The sequence below is a fragment of the Mucilaginibacter sp. Mucisp86 genome (assembly GCF_047324315.1).
In the GTDB taxonomy this organism is placed as follows: Bacteria; Bacteroidota; Bacteroidia; order Sphingobacteriales; family Sphingobacteriaceae; genus Mucilaginibacter.
This window is the reverse complement of the sequence record NZ_CP168503.1, coordinates 631,644-654,500: the sequence shown is the minus strand read 5'-3', so window position 1 is coordinate 654,500 and position 22,857 is coordinate 631,644. Positions and strand designations below refer to the sequence as shown.

The window sequence follows — 22,857 nt, the reverse complement described above, 5'->3', positions numbered from 1 at the left end:
CTTACAGACAATGGTTTTAACCGATGAATAAATCCATCAACCTAAAATACTTCTGATCAAGATTTTTTACTTAAAATTGTACATTATTTCAGTTAACTGTTCCCGTTAAAAGCAAGCCGCTCAACATTGGAGATTAAAGAACTTATAGATTCTATCCATTACAACAATGATGAATCTGCCTTTAATGAACTATACAAGCTGCTGATCAAAAACCTTAATCAGTTCGCCTGGTCCTTTTTGGGCGATAAGGAAGCTTGCGAGGAGATCATCAACGACCTTTTTGTAAATATCTGGACTGGCCGCCATAAGTTGGATAAGATCTCAAACCCTAAGGTATACTTTTATGTGGCGATAAAAAATGCCTGCCTCAATCACATCCGAAGTAACACTTCGAAACGAAACCGGGATGCCCGGCTTGCCGAAAGCTATTATTTTCATTTATCGGTTGATCCATCGCAGCTGCTTATTAGTAAAGAGTTGCAAGCCGGAGTTTTAAACGCCGTAAACAGTTTGCCTCCGCGTTGTAAACTCATTTTTAAAATGGTTAAAGAAGACGACCTTTCCTGCAATGAAGTGGCAGATATTCTTGGACTTTCTAATAAAACGGTATTCGCCCAATTGGCTATTGCGCTGAAGAAACTGGATGAGGCGCTTGGGAATAAGTAAAAGCTAAAAGGTAATTGTCTACCTCGCGCCCGTTTTGCTACCTACCGTGTACCCATAAGTTTTAAATGAAAAATTGTCATTTAGATAGAGCGGAGTAGGCCTAAGCATGGGAGCGAAAGAGAAATCTTATACGCCCTGTAGAGTAGCTTTACATAGTTTAGAGCCGGATGTACAAGTTTTCTTAAACTCGCGCTCGTTTGCAACGAGTGCGTACCCGGGTTTGCGTTTATAACGCAAAGGCGATACAATCGCCAAACCATATTAAGCGCTTGTTGCAAACGAGCGCAAGGTAAATGACATGATGTAATCTCCCCCTTAAAAAATATTTTAATTTCTTTTAGGAAAAACCTGGAGTAGCTGTGTCCTTAATGCAGAATACCGTATTACTATGAGCAAATCCAGGTTTATTGAGTTGATGGCCAAAAGCATGGGCAAAACAGCCAGTGCTGAAGAGTTGGCCGAACTCGACATGTTTCTTGAACAATTTCCTAATTATAAAAAAACATACCAGGTTACCAATGCCTTAAAAGGAAATGATCCCGAACAGGCGGAAGTAAAGCCTGAAGATGTTAACGGAAGCCTGGAAGAGATCTGGAACAGGATTAAAAGTTCAGGCGAAAATTCGGCGGATGACACCAGGATAAAACCAATGTTCAGGTGGCAATGGGTTGCAGCAGCCATATTGGTGTTTATTGCTGCCGGGGCCTTGTTTTATAAAAAAATGGAGCAACAGGATGGCCTGATTGCCGAAAATATATTACATGAAATTCATGTGCCTTACGGCAAAACCGAAAAGCTCAAATTGCCCGACGGAACACAGGTTACCCTTAATGCAGGCAGTACTTTTTCATACCCCGAGGCTTTTGAAAAAAACAGCCGGGATGTAAGCCTTACCGGCGAAGGTTTTTTTGAGGTAACTAAAAATGCCAAGAAACCTTTTCTGGTACATACTGCCAGGCTTGTTGTAAAGGTATTGGGAACTGTTTTTAACGTAAAAGCCTACAATAACGATAAAACCGTTGAAACTACTTTGTTAAGAGGCAAAGTACAGGTTGAACTAAAAAATAATCCCGAGAAAAGGATCATTCTGTTGCCTAACGAAAAGCTGATTGTTATTAATAACCGGGAGCCAAAAAGTGTAAAGCCTAAAGAGGGAAAGATTGAATACCAGGTAACCGAATTGCCGGATGTTAAACCTGATGAAGTAAAAGAAACAGCCTGGGTTGATAACCGGATTCTGTTCACCAACGAGATGTTTGAAGATGTGGCCGCGCAAATTGAACGCAAATATAACGTGCAGGTTGTATTTGAAGATCAGGCGCTCCGCACCGAGCAAATTAGCGGTTTGCTTGATAAGGAAACATTGAAGGAGGCTTTGGGCATTATAGAATTGACTACACCATTCAAATTCAGAGTGGATGGGCAAACGGTTTACCTGTCAAAAAAAGAAAAATAGAAATCAAAATAAACTAACTAACCCATTAACCAACAGCTTATGATATTGAAAACTTACCTATCAGATTCCTGAACATCCGCAAGTAAACAAGGGAAGAGCTGCCACTCCTCCCCGCAAACAAATAGGATTTTATTAACGGAGTAAGCAATTGTAAAACAGCACTTGCTCCATCCATTTATTTTCAAAACAAATGTAATGAAAAAAACAAGAAGGGTGTTCCCGCTTCGTGGCGCCCCCGTATGTCTCAAAGTTATTTTGCTGATGAAAGCAGTATTTTTATTTGTCCTGGCTACCTGCGTACAAGTTTCTGCAAAAGTGTACTCACAGCAGAAATTTACGCTTAGCTTAAAGCAGGCCGAAGTAAGCAGTATCCTTACAAAAATTCAGAAACAAAGCGATTACCGCTTCTTCTATAACTATGCTTCCATCAAAAAGCTGGGCAAGGTTGACCTTGACGTAAAAGATGCAACCATTGATGAATTGCTTGCAGCCATCATTGATGATAAGCTTTCTTATAAGATGAATGATGACCATGTAGTGATCATTGCTAACCAGGAAGAAACCAAAAGTATAGCCCTTGTAAAGGGTAAGGTTGTTGATGCCAAAGGCGAGCCACTTATTGGAGTTAACATTCGCCTGCAGGGTACCAACCAGGGTACTACCACCGATGCGAATGGAAATTTCAGTATTGATGCCCCTATAAACGGAGTGTTGGAAATCTCTTATATCGGGTTTGAAAAAAAGGTGGTTACCATAACCGGAAGCCAAACTTTAAATATAACCTTGACGGCCCTGCCATCTGCCTTGACCGAAGTTGTGGTTGTTGGTTATGGTACCACTAAAAAGATCGATGTTACCGGCTCTGTAGCAAGTGTAAAAGGTGCTGATCTTCAAAATCTTCCTGTAGCTTCAGCAACCCAGGCCCTGGATGGCCGCGCAGCTGGTGTAAACATTGTGCGCAACGATGGCTCGCCGGGTGCTGCTTCAAGTATCCGTATCCGCGGTACCGGTACGTTAAACGATGCCAACCCACTTGTTGTTGTTGATGGTGTACCTACCAGTAATCCGGATGCCTTGAGTGATATTAATCCGAACGATATTGCTTCGGTTGATATCTTGAAAGATGCATCGGCAGCTGCTATTTACGGTACACGTGCTGCCAATGGCGTTGTGTTGGTTACCACTAAAAAAGGCACATACAATCAAAAATTGGTTACCACCGTTAATTTTTACAACGGTTTCTCTAATACCACTAAATACCTCAAACTGTTAACTGCCCCCGATTTGTATACATTGAAAAGGGAGCGCTATACCAATGATGGTGTTGCTATTGATGCGCCCTGGAACGACAGCTATTACGCTACTCAACGCACCGATTGGCAGCGTGCCATTATGAAAACAGGTCATGTAACCAGTGGGGATGTGAGTTTAAATGGCGGTAACGAGGTATCTGCATACAGTTGGTCTACCTCGGTTTACAATGAAGATGGTATCATTGCCAAAACTAATTTTGAACGCTTTAGCACCCGCTTTAACTCAGAGCATAAGGTAACCGAATGGTTAAAATTGGGCGAAAATCTCCAGTTAAATTATGCCAATAATGTTGGATTCGATAATAATAACTCCCAAACAGGTTTGATTTTTTCGGCTTTACGCTTTAACCCTGCCATTCCGTTGGTTAATCCGGATGGAACATACGGTACTTCAAAGGCGTTTGCTAACCAGTTAGGTGATATAAACAGTCCTTATGCTACCATTCAGGAGGCAGACAGGTTTAATAAAAAATACCGTGCCCTGGCAAATGCCTTTGCTGAGATAACGTTTTTAAAAGAGCTAAAACTCCGTGTAAACTATGCGTATGATGGTACTTTAAACCGTGCGTATAACTTCAATATTGCTGATGTTAACCAGGCCAGGCAAAACACTACCTCGCAGCTAACCCAAAACGAGGGCGAGTTGTCATCGCAATTATTAGAATCATTCCTGACTTATGATAAGGTATTTGGGAAAAGTCACGTTACCTTTACCGGTGGTTACTCATACCAAAATTTTAAAACTTATGGTTTTAACGCATGGCGGGTAGGGTATGACGATACCTCACAGGATCAGCGTGTACTTAGCTTGGGCAACAGTCAGTTTAACTCAAGTGTGGTGCCTGATGAATCGTCATTACAATCGGGCTTTGGCAGGTTGTTTTATGACTACGATGGCCGCTTCCTGGCTACTGTTACTTTCCGTGCAGACGGATCATCTAAATTTGCGCCATCAAAAAGATGGGGTTACTTCCCGGCATTCTCTTTGGGCTGGAGGTTATCTAACGAGCAGTTTATCAAAAACATAAGTTGGATAAGCAACCTGAAACTAACAGGCGGTTATGGCGAGCTTGGTAACCAAAACATCGGTACATTCCAATACACCAGCTTAATAAGGTTAGGCAGCACCTATGAAAATAATGGTTATACCTTTGGTGGCACTGGTTATACCGGTGCGGCAGTTTACAGTCTTGCCAACCCGGATATTACCTGGGAGCGTACAGCCATGACTAACATTAGCCTGGATGCAGGTTTTTTAAACAATCAGTTAACCACCACGTTAACCTGGTTCAATAAAAACACCAAGGATATGCTTTTATCGCCGCCTGTTGTAGGTGCGGCCGGTTCGGTAAATATCCCTAACCAAAACATCGGCACCATGAACAACAAGGGTGTTGAGTTTGAAGTTAATTACCATGGCGGTAACGATAAAGTAAAATATACTATTGGCGCTAACGCCTCGTATATCAAAAACAAGGTAACCAAATTAAACGGCGAAGGTACCTTTGTTGGCTCAACAGTATATGGCCGCTCGAGCCAGGAAATTTCCCGCACTTATGAAGGTCAGCCGATAGCTTCATTTTACGGCTGGAAAACCAACGGTTTATACCAAACACAAGCCGACATTGATAATGATCCGTCGCTCAAAAACGACCCTCGTAAAGCGAGTATCAGACCGGGAGATGTGCGTTTCCTTGACCTGAATGGTGATGGTTTAATTGATGGTAACGACCGTACCAATCTGGGCAATCCTAATCCTAAGGTTACTGCCGGTTTACAAGGTAATATATCATACAAGGGCTTTGATCTATCGGCAAACTTTACCGGGGTATTTGGCGTGAGTCTTTATAATGCCGACAGGATGCAGGGTATCGACCCAACTTATCCGTTTAACCTTTATGCCGAAACTTTAGGCCGTTGGACGGGACCGGGTACCAGTAACACTATCCCTCGTTTATCGCTTGACCGTGCTAATGATAACTACCGCACATCTGATATGTTTGTTGAAAACGGAAGCTATGTAAGCCTTAAAAATGTCACTTTAGGTTATACGCTTCCTGTGAGCTGGGCTAAAAAAGCCACATTAAAAAGTATAAAGTTATATGCATCCGGTCAAAATGTGTTTTTCATAACCGGCTACAAAGGTTACACGCCTGAGCTGGGTTATACTAACGGCAATTTGCAAAGAGGGGTTGACGTAGCTCAATATCCGTCGACAAGGACAATAACATTTGGTGTAACAGTTAAATTATAACATCATCATGAAATCAAACAAACTAATATATACGCTTGTGTCATTGGCCCTGATGGGCAGCGGCTGTAAAAAAGCACTTGATTTAAAGCAGCAGGGTGTTTACAGCTCAACCAACTATTTCCGCAACGAGGTTGATGCTGTTAACGCGATAACCGGTATTTACAGTATTTTACCGGAGGAGGATTATATAGGGCATGCCGAGTCAACATTTGATACCCCATCTGATGATTACTGGCGCTCGGGCGACCATGGTGAGGACGAGGCTATCGAAAACTTAACCTACGACGCATCAAACGCAGCTATCCGTTACCCATGGAAATGGCGCTATGAGGAAATTAACCGCGCTACTAACTGCATCATCAATATCCCGAAAATAACTGCTATATCTGCCGATGTTAAAAACCGCAGCATGGGTGAGGCTTATTTTTTAAGGGCTTTTGGCTACTGGCGTTTGATGATCATCCACGGTGATGTGCCTATCATTACTGAAGCTGATTATACCTCCTTGAATTTCAATGTTCCAAAATCGCCCATAGAAGAAGTTCGTAAACAAATAGAATCCGATTTGTTAAAGGCAGTTGATTTGCTGCCTGAAAGCTACGGCGCTGCGGATCGTGGCCGCGTGAGCAAAGGAACAGCATTGGGCTTATTAACCAAGCTTTATATGTACTGGGAAAAATTGCCTGAAGCCATAGCAACCGGCCAAAAGGTGATCTCCAATCCGGCTTATGCACTTGCGCCTAATTATACTGATAATTTTACCCGCGCAAATGAAAACAGTACTGAAATGCTTTTCTCAATCCAGGCCGTACAAAATGTGGTTCAAAACGACTTTACCGTTTATTACATTCCGCGTCCATGGGGAGGTTATGGTTTTAGCCAGCCATTACAGGGCCTTGCCAATGAGTTTGAAGCGGGTGATCCGCGTAAAGCTGCAACATTGTTAAGCGTTGGCGATAAAGTTGATCTGGGCGATGGTAACGGTTTAACAACCTTTACTGCCGATCTTTCGGCTACCGGTTTTGCCTTTAAAAAGTACGCTGTGTTTAATACCCAGGCAGATGGTGGTGGTGTTGACCATAGTTATGCAGTGCCTTTAATGCGTTCGGCTGATATTTACCTGTTAGTTGCCGAAGCATTGATCCGTACACAGGGGGCAGGTGCCGGAGATGCACTGATCAACCAGATCAGGCACCGGGCCTCAGCTTCATTAAAACCGGTTTCGGGAGCTGGCATGAAAGAGCTGATCCACGAGCGCCGTGTTGAGCTGGCTGGTGAAGACCAACGTCACCAGGATTTGATGCGCTGGGACAAAAAGAACATAGTTGATATAGCAGCTATTTATAACCTTGCTGTTTCCAAAGCCCCGCTTGATCAAAATAAAACAGTAACCTTTGTACGCCCTAAAAACTATTATTTCCCAATTCCTCAGGTTGAGATTGATAAAAGTAAAGGCGTATTAGTACAAAACCCTAATTTTAAATAATAACCATATACCGGCGGCAGGGGAGCACCTCCTGTTGCCGGTATTTATTTCCGGTAATTGCCGGCGTTTAACTATCTATTGATGAGAAAGTGTTTACTTGTTGTAGCAGCTATTATCGCATTTGGCTTTAAAGCCGGTGCCCAGGTTGATCAGAAAACTTCCTATGATTTTATTGAAAGGGTAATTCCCGGCAAGAGTAATTTATTTACTATTGAGTCTATCCCCCAGCAGAACGGTAAAGATGTATTTGAGCTGGAAAGCCGTAATGGTAAAATTGTGCTCAGGGGTAATAACGGTCTGTCAATAGCATCGGCATTAAACTACTATCTTAAAAATTATTGTTTTTGTGATATCGGCTGGAATGGCACCAATCTTAACTTGCCGGCAACCCTGCCTGCTGTTAAAGGGCTTATCCATAAAACTACACCTTATCAATATCGCTACTATTTAAATTACTGCACGTTTAACTACACCATGGCCTGGTGGGATTGGGACCGCTGGCAAAAAGAAATTGACTGGATGGCCCTGAATGGCATCAACATGCCGCTGGCTATAACCGGCGAAGAAGCTGTTTGGCAAACCGTTTACAAAGACATGGGCTTTACCGATAAACAACTGGATGAGTTTTTTAGCGGCCCTGCTTATTTTTCATGGTTTTGGATGGGGAATATTGATGCATGGGGTGGCCCGCTGCCGCAGCATTGGATGGACTCGCACAAAGCATTGCAAAAAAAGATTTTAGAGCGTGAGCGCTCTTTTGGGATGACGCCTGTTCTGTCGTCATTCACCGGCCATGTGCCGCCATCGTTTAAAGATAAATTCCCCGGTGCTAAGGTTAAAAGAACCAACTGGGATGCCGGGTTTCCCGATGTTTTTATACTTGATCCCGACGATCCGATGTTTGAAACCATCGGCAAAAAATATATAGAAGCACAAACCAAAGAGTTTGGTACCGACCACCTGTACTCGGCCGATACTTTTAACGAAAATGTGCCGCCAACCAACGATTCCACCTATTTGGATGGCATGAGCAAAAAGGTGTTTAACTCTATGGCTGCCGCCGATCCAAAAGCAATCTGGGTAATGCAGGGCTGGATGTTTCACTACAATAACAAATTCTGGCAGCCGCAACAGATCAAAGCTTTGCTTAACGCGGTACCTAACGAGCAAATGATTGTGCTTGATCTGTATAGCGATGCCCACCCGGTTTGGAACCGTACCGAAGCATACTATGGCAAGCCCTGGATCTGGAGCATGCTGCAAAACTTTGGCGGTAACATCAGTCTTTTTGGCCGTATGCGCCATGTAGCTGCCGACCCGGCCATTGCCCTGCATGATCCCGAATCAAAAAATATGCGTGGCATTGGTGTTACCCCCGAAGGTATTGAACAAAACCCCGCACTATTTGCACTGATGCTTGAAAACGTTTGGCGCGATACCCCGATTGATGCCGATGCCTGGGTTGCGAACTATGCTCAACGCCGTTACGGTCAGGTTAACGGCCAGGCAAATGAGGCATGGCATATCCTGTTAAATTCGGTTTATTCGGGAGGCTTAACTGAAGGGGGCCCGGAGTCAATTATTGTGGCAAGACCAACAATGAAAAAATATATTGATAGGGTATTAACCAAATTGGATTACGATCCGATACAATTGGTTAAAGCCTGGGGCTTGCTTATAAATGCTGCCGATAGCCTGAAACAAAGTGATGGTTTTCAGTATGATCTGGTTGATGTAACCCGTCAGGTATTGGCTAATTATGCGAGTCCGTTGCAACAGAAAATGGCACAGGCTTATCAAAATAAAGATCAGCAGCAGTTTAAATTATACAGCGGTCAGTTCCTGGAGCTAATGGACGATATGGATGCCCTGCTAAGTACCCGAAAAGATTTCCTGTTAGGCAAATGGATCAACGAAGCAAGGGCTAATGGTATAACCGACAAAGAGAAAAACCTGTACGAATTCAACGCCCGCGACCTGGTTACCCTTTGGGGCGATAAGGAAAGCGGTTTAAGAGAGTATTCAAACCGTCAATGGGCAGGTTTAATCAAAGGTTATTACAAACCACGCTGGGCACTGTACTTTGGTCTGCTGGATAAGTCATTATCGGCTAAAACCGACTTCAATGCCGATGCTTTTGACAAGCAGGTGAAAGACTGGGAATGGCAGTGGGTGAACAAGCATGACAATGCCTACACTGATGCTGCTAAAGGTGACGCCGTTGAAAAATCGAAGCAATTGTATGTGAAGTATAATTCGGTGATTTTAGCAACGCATTAACTCAATAAAAGCAAAATGTCATTTCGACGAGGAACGAGGAGAAATCTTATACGCCCTGGTCATTTTGGCCTTGCAAGGTGTATAAGATTTCTCCTCTTGCCGGGCGAAGGCCACCGCAAGTTCGTCGAAATGACAATAGGAAATAAGCTGTTGAAGACTTACGAAGTTGTTAAAATTTCGTAAGTCTGGATTTTACCGAAATGACAGGATCGTAAAATAACTTATGAGAATACGCTATTCTATATTAACATTTATCATACTATTAAGCGCCTTTACTGCAGCACACAGTCAAAGTGCTAACGACCATATTTTCCCTGCTACGGCTGTTGCAAGGCCCTATATCGATTTTGACAACAAAGGTTTTATGGTGAATGGTAAACGTACGTTCATTGTATCAGCCGGACTTGAGTATGCCCGTATACCGCATGAGCTTTGGTACGATAGGCTCCTGAGGATAAAACGGGCGGGCTTTAATTGTATTGAGATCTATACCATCTGGAATTTTCATGAAGAACAGGAAGGCAAATTCAACTTTACCGGCGACCATGATTTGGGTAAATTCCTGGATATAGTAAAACAACTTGGCTTATACGCCATTGTACGCGTTGGCCCATACTATTGCGCTGAGTGGGATAACGGCGGTTACCCCATATGGCTTAAATTTAAAAAAGGTCTGCGGGTTCGGGAAGACAATAAACCATTTGAACAATATGTTGACCGCTTTTTTGACCATTTATTGCCCGTAGTATTTCAAAGGCAAATTAATAAAGGTGGTGCGGTAATATTGGTGCAGCTTGAAAACGAACATCCCAATGGCTGGGGAACCGTAATGCCCGATGGGTATTTTAAACACCTGCAGGCAAAAGCCTTGGATATGGGTATGCAGGTGCCATATTTTTTCAGCGGGTTACACCACGCCAGCGATCCGGCAGGTGATGGTAAGCTTGATGACGATAAACGGCCAAACCCATGGTTTTCTACCGAATTCTGGGCCGTTTGGTATTCGCAATACGGCGCGAAGCCAGGCGACGCTGAACTTTATGACAGGCGCACCTGGAAAATTATCGCTCATGGCGGTAACGGTTATAACTACTACATGGCTCATGGTGGTTCAAACTTTGGCTATACCAATAATGATGAGGATGCAGCTTCGTACGATTATGGTACGGGTATAGGTCAGGCGGGCGATTTACGGCCAATTTATTATGCCTTTAAACGCGCTGCTTGGTTTTCGCGCAGTTTTCAGGATGTGCTGGAGAACAGTACGAATGCGTCAACTGCTTACAGCGCCATAACTAAGGATACCGCTTTGAAAGTATCCGCCCGCACAAGTCCAGCAGGTGCTCTGATATTTTTAGATAATCCGGGTACTTCTAAAATAAGCGCATCATTAAATATCAATGGTGCCGAAAATCTGCTTGCGGGCAAAAGGATCAACTTGAAGTCTAAAGAGATTTATCCTTTGGTGCATAATTATAAATTGAATGAGGAAGTTGCGCTTGATTGGGCGCTTACCCGCGTATTTGCCATTGTAAAGCAAGCTAACACCACAACTATAATTGTTGATGCAGAAGCAGGTAATCCGTTATTACTTCGCTTTAATACAAAAGCCAAAGCTACGTCAGCATCAACTTCAGTGAAAGTTGAAAACAATGATGTACTGATTGATGAGCAAATGCCTGCTACAGCCGAAAAGCCGGTTGAATATACTTTTAAATCAGGCTCGGAAACTATAAGGGTGTTGGCCATGAACCGTGCTCTAACCGATAAAACATGGATCACCGAAATTGAGGGCAAAGACTACATTATAACGGGGCTGAACTATGTTGGTGAGACATCGGTTAAAAATGGACACTTTAAGATAACCTTAGAAACACCTTTAACGCAAAGCGCGATTCAGAAAGCAATTTTATACACCGATAGTAAAGGGATCGCTTTTAATATCGATGCTAAAAAGGGCAATCAGCCGCAAACTCACAATTTATCAAACTGGCAATATAAAAACGCCGCCATTAGCGCGGCATCCAACGTAAATACAAGCACCTGGCTTAAATCAAAAGATCCGCAACCTATGGGTGCAGATGCCGATATTACCGCCGATGCTTGGTACCGGACTACATTAAACATACCCTCAAACGGAAAATATACCCTGCAGGTAAAAGGCGGCGGCCGGGGACAAGCCTTTATTGATGGTAAACCTGCTGCCAAATGGAAGCTGAACGATAATGAGTTATCGCTCGATCTTAAAAAAGGAAAGCATACCCTGGCTGTTTTTGCCGCACATGATGGCCGCGATAAACTGGCTGCCTACCTTGGCCCGATAGATGAGGTGGATAGCAAAGGACTTTTTGGCAATGCGCTTATCAAAAAAGGCGGGCCGTTTATTTCTGAACTTGGCGACTGGTATTTTGCCAAAGCCAACAAAAAAGATGATGTAAAGCAAGGTCCGCCGGCATTTGATACATCGGTGTACAAAAAGTATAAAATAGGCAATGATGTTTTTAACCTGAAAGAGGGTTATGCGTGGTTCCATACCATCATTCCGCAACAGCTTGCCGGTACTGCTAAAATACAGGTGCTATTTAAAAGTGTTGACGAAAATGCTACCGTATTTATTAATGGCAAACAGGTAGCGCATCACGACGGATGGAACCAGCCTTTTGAAGTAAATATTACCGATGCCGAAACATTAAAACGTCCGGTTGAGCTTACTGTCTTTATCGAGAATTATTCGAATGAAGGAGGTATCGATCAGCCTGTAAAAATTAATGCTATGGGCGATGCCATAGTCGTAACCAACTGGCAACTAAAAGGTGGCCCCGGCGATGTGTTGGCCTCTACCGGCTGGACAAAACCCGATGCAGCCATGCAAATGAAAAATGAGCCGGTTTTTTATCGCACAACATTTAGCTTACCACCATCAAAAGGGAATATCTTTATCTGGCGTTTTGAACCTGAAGGTTTGGGGCATGGCTCTGTTTGGGTTAACGGACACAATTTAGGAAGATACCCTGAAAAACTGGATATGAAAAGCCTTTACATCCCCGAGTGCTGGCTTAAAACAGGCTTAAACCAGCTGGTGGTTTATGATGAAGATGGCAATAGTATCAACCAAACCCGAATTGTAGCCGAAGAGGCAGCAGGCAGAACAATCAACGAAATTTCAATACCCCTTAATTAATAACAGCGCATGGCTACAACAACCGAAAGATTTACCGCACTTGATGTTTTCCGTGGTATGACCATTTGCTTCATGATCATCGTTAATGCCCCCGGTTCGGGGGCAAACGTATGGTCGCCGCTTGATCATGCCCCCTGGATTGGTTTTACACCTACCGATCTGGTTTTTCCGTCGTTCCTGTTCGCTGTAGGTAATGCGCTTAGTTTTTCCAAAAAAAAGTTTGAAACTGATGCTGCTTTTATAGGCAAGATATTTAAACGCACGGTTATTATTTTCCTGCTGGGCTACCTCATGTACTGGTTCCCGTTTTTCCATCGTGAAACGGGCAGTTGGGTATTTAACCCTTTAAGCCATACCCGTATTATGGGTGTGTTACAGCGGATAGCATTATGCTACTTTTTTGGTGCTTTGATAGTGCATTATTGCTCGCAAAAAACGGCCATCATTATCTCAGCTATGCTTTTACTGGGCTACTGGGCTTTCCTGATATTTTGCGGCGAGCCGGGCAAAGAGTATACCATGCTTGGCAACGCGGGCACCCGATTGGACATTGTGCTGATGGGTAACGATCATTTATATCATGATAAAGGCGGCCCGATAGCTTTTGACCCCGAGGGCTTGCTCAGTACCATGACGGCCATTGTGAATGTCATTGGCGGTTTCCTGGCCGGAGCGTTCATTCAGCGTAAAGGAAAAAATTACGAATCGGTTGCAAGGTTGTTCATGTGCGGGGTTCTATTGATCGCTGTTTCCTTATTCTGGGCGCAGTTTTTTCCTGTGGCCAAAAAACTGTGGACAAGCTCATTCACGTTGCTTACGATAGGTATCGATCTTTTGTTGTTGGGGTTTATGGTATTTGCTATCGAAATAAAAAAGATAAAGAGCGGTACAAATTTCTTCCTCATTTTCGGACGAAATTCGTTGGCTATTTACCTGTTGTCAGAATTGCTGCTCACCGTTTTGCAAACCATTTGGGTTAAACCCCAGTTAAGTTTTTACGACTGGATAAACCAGGTGTTTTACCAAAAGATATTCCCCGGCGCGTTTGGTACCTTGGTATTTGCACTTTGCTACATGATGCTTTGCTGGCTGGTGGCATATGTGCTTGATAAAAAGAAAATCTATATAAAGATATAATGATAACTGTAGAGACGCATAATAGCGTCTCTAACTGTACAGAGCGGATAGTGAATTTCCAATGCCTTGCAAGCGGGAGACGCAATTATGCGTCTTTACATTTAATATTAAAATCATTGATTACGCAATTGAAGAAGATATTCTGTTTTATTTCGGTTCTGATGCTGTTACTGGGTACAAGTCTTTTCGCCCAACAAACAAACCACCTGCATTATGTTGACCCATTTATTGGCACAACTGTAAGCAATGTGTTAACCAAGTGGGGCAATAATGGCGGCTGTTATCCTGGTGCAGTTGCACCATCGGGGAGTGTTCAATTAAGTCCGGAAACAAGGGTTACCGGGGCCAAAGGGTATAATTATACTGATAGTTCAATTTACTACTTCAGTTGCCTGGGGCATATGAGCGGCTTCCCCGAAGGATCATCCGGTCGTCTTTTTATCATGCCATGGAATAGCGGTGCTAATTTTGAGCCAGGCAAATCAAGCATTCACTTTTCGCACAAAAAGGAAAGCGCTGCACCAGGTTATTATAAAGTGCGCTTTGATGATCAGCACATCACTACGGAAGCCACCGCAACCACCAGAGCAGGAATGTTTCGTTTTACTTTTGATGGGAATGCTAATCCGCAAGTTTTTATCGGTGGCGGAGGTGAGATTCAATTCATATCCAATAAAATAATCCATATTTCAGCCGCCAATACCGCAATAAATTTTAGCGAAGGATATACGGGAAAAAAGGAAATAGATGGCGGCTGGCTCTTCACTTTTCCGAAAGCTAAAGTGATTACAGTGTTGCTTAGTAAATCATCCATTGATTATTCCGGTGCGCAACATAATATTGATCAGGAAATAGGTAGTCTTAATTTTGACGAAGTACGCGCGAAGACCAGTAAGGAATGGGCTAAGTTATTATCGGTTGTTGATATAGCTGACGATAATGAACAGCATAAAAAGGTATTTTATACGGCACTTTATCATTCGCTGTTATTGCCATGGGTAATTGATGATGCAGATGGCAGCTATCGTGGCGATGATGGCAAAATTTATCAAAGAGAAGGGCTAAGTCAATATGGCGGGTTTTCTCCCTGGGATACTTTCCGGTCACTGCATCCTTTGCTTACATTGCTATACCCGCAAAAACAGCAGGACATCATCCTATCTATGTTGGATGTTTACAAGCAAAGCGGGCACCTGCCAACCGAAAGTATGACGGGTAACCATGCTATCCCCATCATTGTTGATTCCTATTTAAAAGGGATAGCCGGTTTCGATAAAGAGCTTGCTTACAAGGCAATGAAAAAAGATCTGGTTGATGGGCCGTTTGTACAGTCGGACATGGAAGTTTACCATCAAAAAGGCTACGTTCCCTTTACCCGGCAGGAGTCTGTTACCCGTACGGTGGAATATGCTTATGATGATTGGGCTTTGTCGCAATTTGCGGACAAAGTGATGGGCGACAAACAAACCGCTCAATTATTATCAAACAGAGGATTTAACTACCGTAATCTTTTGAATAAAGATGAATTGTTCATGCTTCCGCGAAATGGTAATGAGTTTAAACTTCAGCCAGGTACATCAGGATATAAAGAAGGCGATAAGTGGGTATATTCCTATTTTGTACCTCAAAATGGCAAAGAACTCATCAATATGACCGGCGGGAATGAGCAGTTTGCCGGCCGACTGGATTCGGCTCTTCGTAATAATGTTATTCTGTTTGATAACGAAACCGTATTTCACCTGCCTTACCTATTTAACCAGGCCGGTAAGCCACACTTAACACAAAAATGGGTAAGGAATATCATGTTAAACAGGTTCAGTGCTACGCCCGGCGGTTTGCCCGGTAATGATGACCTTGGTTCAACATCCAGCTGGTATGTTTTCAGTTCGCTGGGGATTTATCCTGTTTGTCCCGGCAGGCCGCTTTATGCTATTGGTACGCCATTGTTTAAAGCAGTAACCCTTCATCTGCCAAACGGCAGGAAGTTTGTCATCAGCAGCAATAATTCAGCATTAAAAAATAACTACATACAATCGTTGCAGGTAAATGGTAAGGCCTGGCGGCAGTCAGTGTTACCGCATTCCGTTATAGCAAACGGCGGTGCAATGACTTTTGATATGGGCAAAGGGCCTGCCAATTGGTCTGTGGATAAAGATCCGGTTGAGTTATCATCTACACAAAAAAACACCGCTTTTAAGATCATTGATTATTCGGTTGATAAAAAAAGCGTAGTGCCACACGAGCCGCTTGTCGTAAAGTTCAGGCTTAAAAATACAGGTAGCAAAGGTGTTAAAACGGTGAAGTTGTTGGTTAACGGCAAGCCATATGGCTATAGGAATTGTTTGATTGAACAAGGCCAAACTATTCAGGATTCTATAATGTTCAGGCTTTATCCGGTTGGGAGGACTACATTGACACTTGATAATACACTCCCGTTTACTGTTGATGTGAAGCTGCCGGCAAAACCACAGGAGCATGCTTTTGAAATATCCCAACTGGAAGTAAAGCCGATGATCAGGTTAAATGGAAACCAGGAGATAAAATACCGGATAAAAAATACAGGTGGCTTAAAGCAAACTTTTATAATACCGGTAATCCAGAATGATTCGGTTGTATTTACAGATAATATCAAACTGAATGCAGGTGAGGTTAAAACTATCGGTCATAATATAACTGCTTCCAAAAAAGGATTTAAACAAGTAAAGGTTGATACTGCGAAAACCTTATATAAAGTTTATGAAGATGCCGCCGAATCATTGATGCTTGATTTCGTATCGATAGCTCCCGGCAAGTCGGTAGCTGATAGCTCAGGATTTCATAACAACGGGAACATTATCTCAACTCCGGCAACAACCAATAAAGATCAACTGCAGTTTGGAGATAGCACTTACGTGGAAGTTCCTAACGCGCCGGTTTTAGATAACATGGGCGAATTCATTAGTATGATGGGCTGGGTGTACCCAACGGGTAACGAGAAAGGTTTAACCGACATCATTACCAAAGGCGATAACCACGTGTTGCAAATGACCGATAACAAAACGCTTACTTTTTTTGCCGGCGGATGGGGCAGGGGCGATTGTACTGTAAACCTCCCTGCCGACTGGCATCAACACTGGCACCACATAGCGGGGGTTTGCAGCGGCAAAAAGCTTTATCTTTATATAGATGGCATTTTAGTGGGTACTTCCGAATTAGATGTAACTACTAATCTGTCGGTAAATAACAAATGGACGTTGGGCCGCAATGAGGAATTTCCTTCAGAAAGGGTGTTTCATGGTTATATAAACAAAGTGAAAGTATTCAAGGCTGCTTTATCTGCCGATGATATCAAAGGCATCGTATCCTCAGAAAAGGTATCAATTCTTCAGCAATAAATATTCGCGAAAAAAATATCAGGCTTATCACAAATATGATCTGAAAAATCAGAGATTTGCCAGGCCTGTTTAAACAAGCCTAAAAATCTATCTGAAATGATCTTAAACATTTGCCCGAAATTAAAACGGAACATCTATCCGTTGCTACTGCTTTCGTTGGTTACCAATGCAACAAACGCGCAGCAAAAAGCGAATAAAGTTAAGAAGGACGAGGTTGACTATGTAAACCCGCTCATCGGTACAGCATCAACCGGCTTTGCCAAAGGACTCGACGGCGGTGGTACCATGCCATGTGTAAATGTGCCGTTTGCCATGACCAATTTTGTTGCCCAAACCGGCGAAAACAAGATGAGCAAAATGAGTTATACTTATGAGGATAACTCGGTAATAGGCCTAATGGCCTCGCACCAGCCAACCGTTTGGATGGGCGATTATGGTTATGTATCTGTAATGCCTCAGATCGGTAACCTCCGGGTACTGCCCGAAGAGCGTAAGCTGATGTTTGACCATAAGGATGAAGTGGCTAAACCATATTACTACTCCGTAAAACTAAAGGCTGCCAATAATGCAAATATTAAAGCCGAAATAGCCGGTGCCAATACTTGCGGTATGTTCCGCTTTACTTTCCCTAAGGCAGATCAGGCGCATCTCATCATTCAGGGTATCAATCTTAATCCTGCACTTACCGATTGGGCCAATGATTTTAAGGTAAGGATGAAAGAGTTGCGCGGATATGTGCATATCGACACGGTAAATAACGAGATAACCGGCTACAATCCCGACAGGCAGTCGGCACAGCTTGGTCCGCCGCTTAAAAACTTTAAAGGCTACTTTATTATTAAGTTCGATAAGCCCATCCGCAGCTACGGCACCTGGGATAATCAAACCATTAAGAAGAAAAGTAAAGAACAGTTTGGTACCCGTATGGGCGCTTATGTTTCATTCAAAACAACAGGTAGTACCGTAGTAAAGGTTACCGTAGCTACGTCATTTATCAGCATCGATCAGGCACGTCACAACCTTAAGCGTGAAATCCCTGATTGGGACTTTGAGAAGGTGGTTAAAAACACTCGCGATAACTGGCAACAGCAATTGAAAAAAGTGCAGGTAGCTGATATTACCGACGGACAGAAGACCATATTTTATACGGCCATGTTCCACACCCTGCTTTTCCCAAGGGAGTTTTCGGAGTATGGCAGGTATTACAGTGCTTTTGATGATAAAATTCACAATGGCGTTTCTTACAACGATTATTCATTGTGGGATACCTTCAGGGCCTTGCATCCGCTGCTGATCCTTACCCAGCCTGAGCGTGTAAATGATATGGTAAAATCGCTGCTGCAAATGTACCAGGAAGGCGGTTGGATGCCAATGTGGCCAAACCCAACTTATACCAATATCATGATAGGTACCCACGCCGATGCTGTAATTGCCGATGCTTACATCAAAGGTTTCAGGGGCTACAACGCGGCCTTAGCTTACGAAGCACTACACAAAGACGCGTTTACAGCACCCGATGGCGACATTCAGAAAAAATGGGGTGACCGTGACTTGTGGACAAGCTTTGAGGCAAGGGGAGGTTTAACCAATTACCACAAATTAGGTTATGTTCCGGTTGATAAAACCAAAGAATCGGTATCACGCACTATTGAGTATGGTATTGATGATTATTGCGTTGCCCAGCTTGCAAAGGCTTTAGGTAAAACCAGCGATTATAACCAGTTGATGGGCTGGAGTAAAAATTATAAAAATGTGTACAACACTTCAACCGGCTTTATGGCTCCACGTAATGCAGATGGGAGCTGGTCGGCACAGCCGGATAGTGGCTTTACCGAAGGAACAAAGTGGACTTACACTTTTGGCGCTATGCAGGATGTACCCGGAATGATAGCCCTCATGGGCGGCGAAAAGGCTTTTGCCGATAAGCTCGCTCACAATTTTAATGATGGCCATTACAGGGCCGATAACGAGCCTGGGCACCATTACATTTACCTGTTTAACTATTGCGGTATGCCATGGAAAGCGCAGGAACTGATAAGGCAGCATACCTCATGGCAAAATTTCAGGAATGCACCTATAGGTATAAACGGCAACGATGACTGCGGGCAAACATCTGCCTGGTATATTTTTAGTACCCTGGGTTTTTATCCTGTAACACCGGCATCGGGCATGTACAGTATTGGCGCACCACAGTTTCCGTACATAGCCCTGAACCTGCAAAACGGTAATAAATTGGTTATCAAAGCCACCGGTTTATCAGCTCAGAACAAATATGTAAAGTTGGTTACATTTAACGGAGTACCTATAAAAGATCATATGATATCGCACGAGCAGATCAGCCATGGTGGTACTTTAGCTTTCACTATGACCAATATCCCTCAAAAAGATTAAGTATTACGAGGCTGTAGACGCCCTCGCAACCAGTTGTGATGGCATTACCAGCTCTTGCTCAGATTCAATAAGTCTTCCGGACAGGCGGCCGAAAAGTATTTCGGCCGCCTGTTTGCCCATATCATATGCCGGTTGTAATACAGTAGTAAGCGGCGGGCTAAGTATGGCTGCAGTAATCTGGTTGGTAAAGCAAACAACTTTTACATCACCTGGGATCTGTAGTTTCAGTTCATCGCAGGCCAGGTAGGTAGCCGTTGCCAGTTGCTCAACTGTGGCTATTATACCATCGGGTTTAACGGTAGTTAAATGCGCTTTGATCTCGTTTACATTTTCGTCCGTATACTTATTGGAGCAGATTACTATCCTTGTATCATCGGTTGTAAATCCGTTGTTATTTAAAGCATCGCGATACCCTTGTTCGCGGGCCGATAAAATAGAAGGATAACCGCTGATGGTGACCAGCGAGATATTTTTACACCCTGCCAGCAGCAAATGGACGGCAGCGTTGTAGGCGCTGTTATAATCATCGGTTACAATTTTATCCGCAGTAACATCTTCACACACCCTGTCAAAAAAAACTATAGGAGTGCCCGTTTCCTGCAATTTTTTAATGTGACCGGTATCCTGCGTACTACTGGCTACAGACATGATGACGCCGTCAACACGTCCGCTGGCCAGATCGTTAAACATAGATGCCTCCCGTTCATAACTGTCATGGGTAAGATAGATCAGCGCATGATATTTTTGGGGGGCAATAATGCTTTCAATGCCATTAATGGCCTGGCTGAAAAAGCTGTCGGCAATTTCGGGGATAATAATGGCTATAGTATTGCTGCTTTGTTTTCGGAGACTGCTGGCATAAGCGTTAGGCACATAATTTAAGCGCCTGGCGGCCTCCATTACCCTAAGTTTGGTTTCATGGCTTATGTCATAGCTATCGCGCATCGCTTTTGATATGGTTGCGGTTGAAAGGTTGAGTTCTTTCGCAAGCGTTTTCATATTCACCTTATCGTTCTTGTTACCGCCGGTCATTTTTAGCAAAGTTTAAATTGGTTGTGCCTTATTGTACGGCCAATATAACGAAAAAAGGCGTTCTGTAGTCTGTGTTCAGATTGTTGGCTAAATAGTGCTATTATTCCGTTCCTGAATATGACAAGCCCCTCAGCACCCGGGCATCATCGGTGTTTTTGAATTATGAAAAGTAAAACCGAAGAAAATTGTGTTTGGTAAAATAATTATTAGATTTGAACGCCAGTTATAATCTGTTGATAAAGAGCTTCCGGGGAGTACTCCTGTTAAATAGGCAGGCATCCGTTACCTAATTTATATTCAAATTATTTTTATATAGATAACCAATATAGAAATGTTAATACAATTAGATGAGAGTGAATTATTAGGTCGGCTCTCAAAAGGAGACCGAAAGGCTTTTACTGTATTGTATAACAGGAACATCAATAATCTATACCGTTACATCTACATGATCTGCCGGTCGGCCGAATTAACAGAAGAAATTGTTCAATGTGTTTTTATCAAGATCTGGGAACGCAGGGAATCATTAACAAACATTGTTTCTTTCCAGTCGTATGTTTATCGTGCTGCCAAAAATCTTTTATTAGATCATATCAAGAAGAGTAAAACTGAGGCGCAGGTGTTGGTTATGGTGCAACCAATTTCCGAAGAGAGTTCCGAGCGATCTGATGCAAAAATAAATTATAAAGATTTTTACCTGATGGCACAGGATGCTATCAATTTGCTTCCCGAAAAAAGAAGGCAGATCGTGGAGCTTCGTACTAAAGATGAACTTTCTTTAGATGAAATCGCCGAAAAACTGTCTATTTCTAAAGCCACCGTGAAAAAGCAATTATACAGCGGGATGGACTTTGTAAGGAAACATATGCTTGCCCACGGCGAGCTTACCATCGGTGTTTTTCTTGTTGGGGCCTGGAAGCATTTGTTTTAAGCTTATCAGGGTATCTTTTTCTTTTTTTGATGATTATTTAAAAAATATTTTTTTGAGTAGTCCTTTATTTCTTCCCGGTCGTCTTACACATATATGGACGAAAAAGCGCGGAACAATTTCCTTGAAAAATTTTCTGAAAACCGGCATACGGAGCAGGAGCACAAGCTTTTTATTAAATGGCTTGAATCGCTTCCAGATGAAGAAGTAGCTGCCTTACTGGAGCAGTATGGCGATTTTTTTAAAAATCTTCCTGATCATGAACCCGTTAACCATCCCGAATTGCTTGCTAAAATTGAGGCCCGGCTTGATGAGATGGAAAATGAAGATGCCCAGTACCATAGCATCCAACCTAAAACGACATTTAAAAAGCTCATCGCTATTGCAGCTTCAATCTTGTTGCTCATTACCGCGGGGATTGTCTTTAGGAATAGCCCGATAAAAGAACAAACGGTTGCAAGTAATGCTAAAGTCAATAAGATAATTCCGGGTGGCAATAAAGCGATACTTACACTGGCCAATGGTTCTCAGATTGTACTTGAAAGTGCTAAAAATGGGGTATTGGCAAACCAGCAAAATAGCATAGTTAACAAAACTGCCGATGGAAAGCTGGTATATGATGCTTCACAAAAACAGCAGAGAGGTACAGAAGTATCTGGCTACAATACCATCTCAACCCCCAATGGCGGCCAGTACCAGGTTGTTTTGCCTGATGGTACCATGGTTTGGCTAAATGCTGCATCCTCACTCAAGTTTCCGGTTGCCTTTACCGGTAAGGAACGAAATGTTGAGTTAACGGGAGAGGGGTATTTTGAAGTTGCCAAAAATAAGGCGATGCCTTTCAGGGTAACAGTAAATCATTCTACAGTTGAAGTATTGGGTACCCATTTTAATATTATGGGTTATGCAGATGAAAAATCTACCAACACAACCCTGCTGGAAGGTTCGGTGAAAATAATTTCAGGAAACAATCAAAAGCTTATTGTGCCGGGCGAGCAGGCCCGTGTGAACGGGGCAATAGAGGTGGCCAAAGTAAATGCAGCACAGGCTGTAGAATGGAAGAACGGCAATTTCAACTTCTCGCACGAAAACATAGAAACCATTATGCGTAAAGTGGCCCGTTGGTACAATGTAAGCGTGCAATACCAGGGCGCTATAACAAACGAGGGTTTTGTAGGAACGGTACCGCGTTCTGAAAATATAACTGAGGTTTTAAATGCACTTGAATTAACAGGATTAGTACACTTTAAAATTATTGAGAGGAGGGTTATAGTTATGCCATAAATCTACTCATGGTATAAACTTAAAAAGGAAACCGGAAGTGCAGCGAACACTCCCGGCTGATGTTTGAGTTTATAACCG

The 22,857-nt window shown here is 43.0% G+C and carries 12 protein-coding genes; 11 read left to right on the top strand and 1 reads right to left on the bottom strand.

Annotated elements, in window-relative coordinates; genetic code table 11:
- Nucleotides 1–126 precede the first annotated feature (126 nt).
- The 9 genes from ACEN9X_RS02775 to ACEN9X_RS02735 all read left to right on the top strand — a co-directional run bounded on the left by ACEN9X_RS02775 (nt 127) and on the right by ACEN9X_RS02735 (nt 19,538).
- A complete protein-coding gene (locus ACEN9X_RS02775; RefSeq protein WP_413668954.1) occupies nt 127–666 on the top strand; it encodes an RNA polymerase sigma-70 factor in 540 nt (179 codons plus the stop codon).
- Between the two features lie 388 nt (nt 667–1,054).
- Nucleotides 1,055–2,122: a FecR family protein gene (locus tag ACEN9X_RS02770; protein WP_413668953.1), complete on the top strand. Its 1,068-nt coding sequence runs from the start codon at nt 1,055–1,057 to the stop codon at nt 2,120–2,122.
- A gap of 195 nt (nt 2,123–2,317) precedes the next feature.
- Nucleotides 2,318–5,689 carry a TonB-dependent receptor gene (locus tag ACEN9X_RS02765; RefSeq protein ID WP_413668952.1) on the top strand — a complete coding sequence of 1,124 codons (3,372 nt, stop codon included), beginning with the start codon at nt 2,318–2,320 and terminating at the stop codon, nt 5,687–5,689.
- Between the two features lie 7 nt (nt 5,690–5,696).
- Nucleotides 5,697–7,175: a RagB/SusD family nutrient uptake outer membrane protein gene (locus ACEN9X_RS02760; protein ID WP_413668951.1), complete on the top strand. Its 1,479-nt coding sequence runs from the start codon at nt 5,697–5,699 to the stop codon at nt 7,173–7,175.
- A gap of 81 nt (nt 7,176–7,256) precedes the next feature.
- Nucleotides 7,257–9,455: an alpha-N-acetylglucosaminidase gene (locus ACEN9X_RS02755; protein ID WP_413668950.1), complete on the top strand. Its 2,199-nt coding sequence runs from the start codon at nt 7,257–7,259 to the stop codon at nt 9,453–9,455.
- A 223-nt stretch (nt 9,456–9,678) separates the two neighbouring features.
- A complete protein-coding gene (locus tag ACEN9X_RS02750; protein WP_413668949.1) occupies nt 9,679–12,636 on the top strand; it encodes a beta-galactosidase in 2,958 nt (985 codons plus the stop codon).
- 9 nt (nt 12,637–12,645) lie between these two features.
- Nucleotides 12,646–13,773 carry an acyltransferase family protein gene (locus ACEN9X_RS02745; protein WP_413668948.1) on the top strand — a complete coding sequence of 376 codons (1,128 nt, stop codon included), beginning with the start codon at nt 12,646–12,648 and terminating at the stop codon, nt 13,771–13,773.
- Between the two features lie 128 nt (nt 13,774–13,901).
- Nucleotides 13,902–17,147 carry a GH92 family glycosyl hydrolase gene (locus ACEN9X_RS02740; protein ID WP_413668947.1) on the top strand — a complete coding sequence of 1,082 codons (3,246 nt, stop codon included), beginning with the start codon at nt 13,902–13,904 and terminating at the stop codon, nt 17,145–17,147.
- Nucleotides 17,148–17,243: 96 nt separating this feature from the next.
- Nucleotides 17,244–19,538: a GH92 family glycosyl hydrolase gene (locus ACEN9X_RS02735; RefSeq protein WP_413668946.1), complete on the top strand. Its 2,295-nt coding sequence runs from the start codon at nt 17,244–17,246 to the stop codon at nt 19,536–19,538.
- A gap of 3 nt (nt 19,539–19,541) precedes the next feature.
- Here ACEN9X_RS02735 and ACEN9X_RS02730 read toward each other — a convergent pair whose 3' ends face one another.
- Nucleotides 19,542–20,570 carry a LacI family DNA-binding transcriptional regulator gene (locus ACEN9X_RS02730; protein ID WP_413668945.1) on the bottom strand — a complete coding sequence of 343 codons (1,029 nt, stop codon included), beginning with the start codon at nt 20,568–20,570 and terminating at the stop codon, nt 19,542–19,544.
- A gap of 331 nt (nt 20,571–20,901) precedes the next feature.
- Here ACEN9X_RS02730 and ACEN9X_RS02725 point away from each other — a divergent pair, with 331 nt between their 5' ends.
- The gene (locus tag ACEN9X_RS02725) at nt 20,902–21,498 is read left to right on the top strand and encodes an RNA polymerase sigma factor (protein ID WP_413668944.1); all 597 of its coding nucleotides are present in this window, start codon (nt 20,902–20,904) and stop codon (nt 21,496–21,498) included.
- Nucleotides 21,499–21,591: 93 nt separating this feature from the next.
- Nucleotides 21,592–22,779 carry a FecR family protein gene (locus ACEN9X_RS02720; protein WP_413668943.1) on the top strand — a complete coding sequence of 396 codons (1,188 nt, stop codon included), beginning with the start codon at nt 21,592–21,594 and terminating at the stop codon, nt 22,777–22,779.
- Nucleotides 22,780–22,857 lie beyond the last annotated feature (78 nt).

Excerpts from the sequence above, each read along its gene's own strand:
- ACEN9X_RS02735 (WP_413668946.1), top strand. The coding sequence starts at position 17,244 with ATGATCTTAAACATTTGCCCGAAATTAAAACGGAACATCTATCCGTTG.
- ACEN9X_RS02770 (WP_413668953.1), top strand. The coding sequence starts at position 1,055 with ATGAGCAAATCCAGGTTTATTGAGTTGATGGCCAAAAGCATGGGCAAA.
- ACEN9X_RS02755 (WP_413668950.1), top strand. The coding sequence starts at position 7,257 with ATGAGAAAGTGTTTACTTGTTGTAGCAGCTATTATCGCATTTGGCTTT.
- ACEN9X_RS02760 (WP_413668951.1), top strand. The coding sequence starts at position 5,697 with ATGAAATCAAACAAACTAATATATACGCTTGTGTCATTGGCCCTGATG.
- ACEN9X_RS02750 (WP_413668949.1), top strand. The coding sequence starts at position 9,679 with ATGAGAATACGCTATTCTATATTAACATTTATCATACTATTAAGCGCC.
- ACEN9X_RS02720 (WP_413668943.1), top strand. The coding sequence starts at position 21,592 with ATGGACGAAAAAGCGCGGAACAATTTCCTTGAAAAATTTTCTGAAAAC.
- ACEN9X_RS02765 (WP_413668952.1), top strand. The coding sequence starts at position 2,318 with ATGAAAAAAACAAGAAGGGTGTTCCCGCTTCGTGGCGCCCCCGTATGT.
- ACEN9X_RS02730 (WP_413668945.1), bottom strand. The coding sequence starts at position 20,570 with ATGACCGGCGGTAACAAGAACGATAAGGTGAATATGAAAACGCTTGCG.
- ACEN9X_RS02725 (WP_413668944.1), top strand. The coding sequence starts at position 20,902 with ATGTTAATACAATTAGATGAGAGTGAATTATTAGGTCGGCTCTCAAAA.
- ACEN9X_RS02745 (WP_413668948.1), top strand. The coding sequence starts at position 12,646 with ATGGCTACAACAACCGAAAGATTTACCGCACTTGATGTTTTCCGTGGT.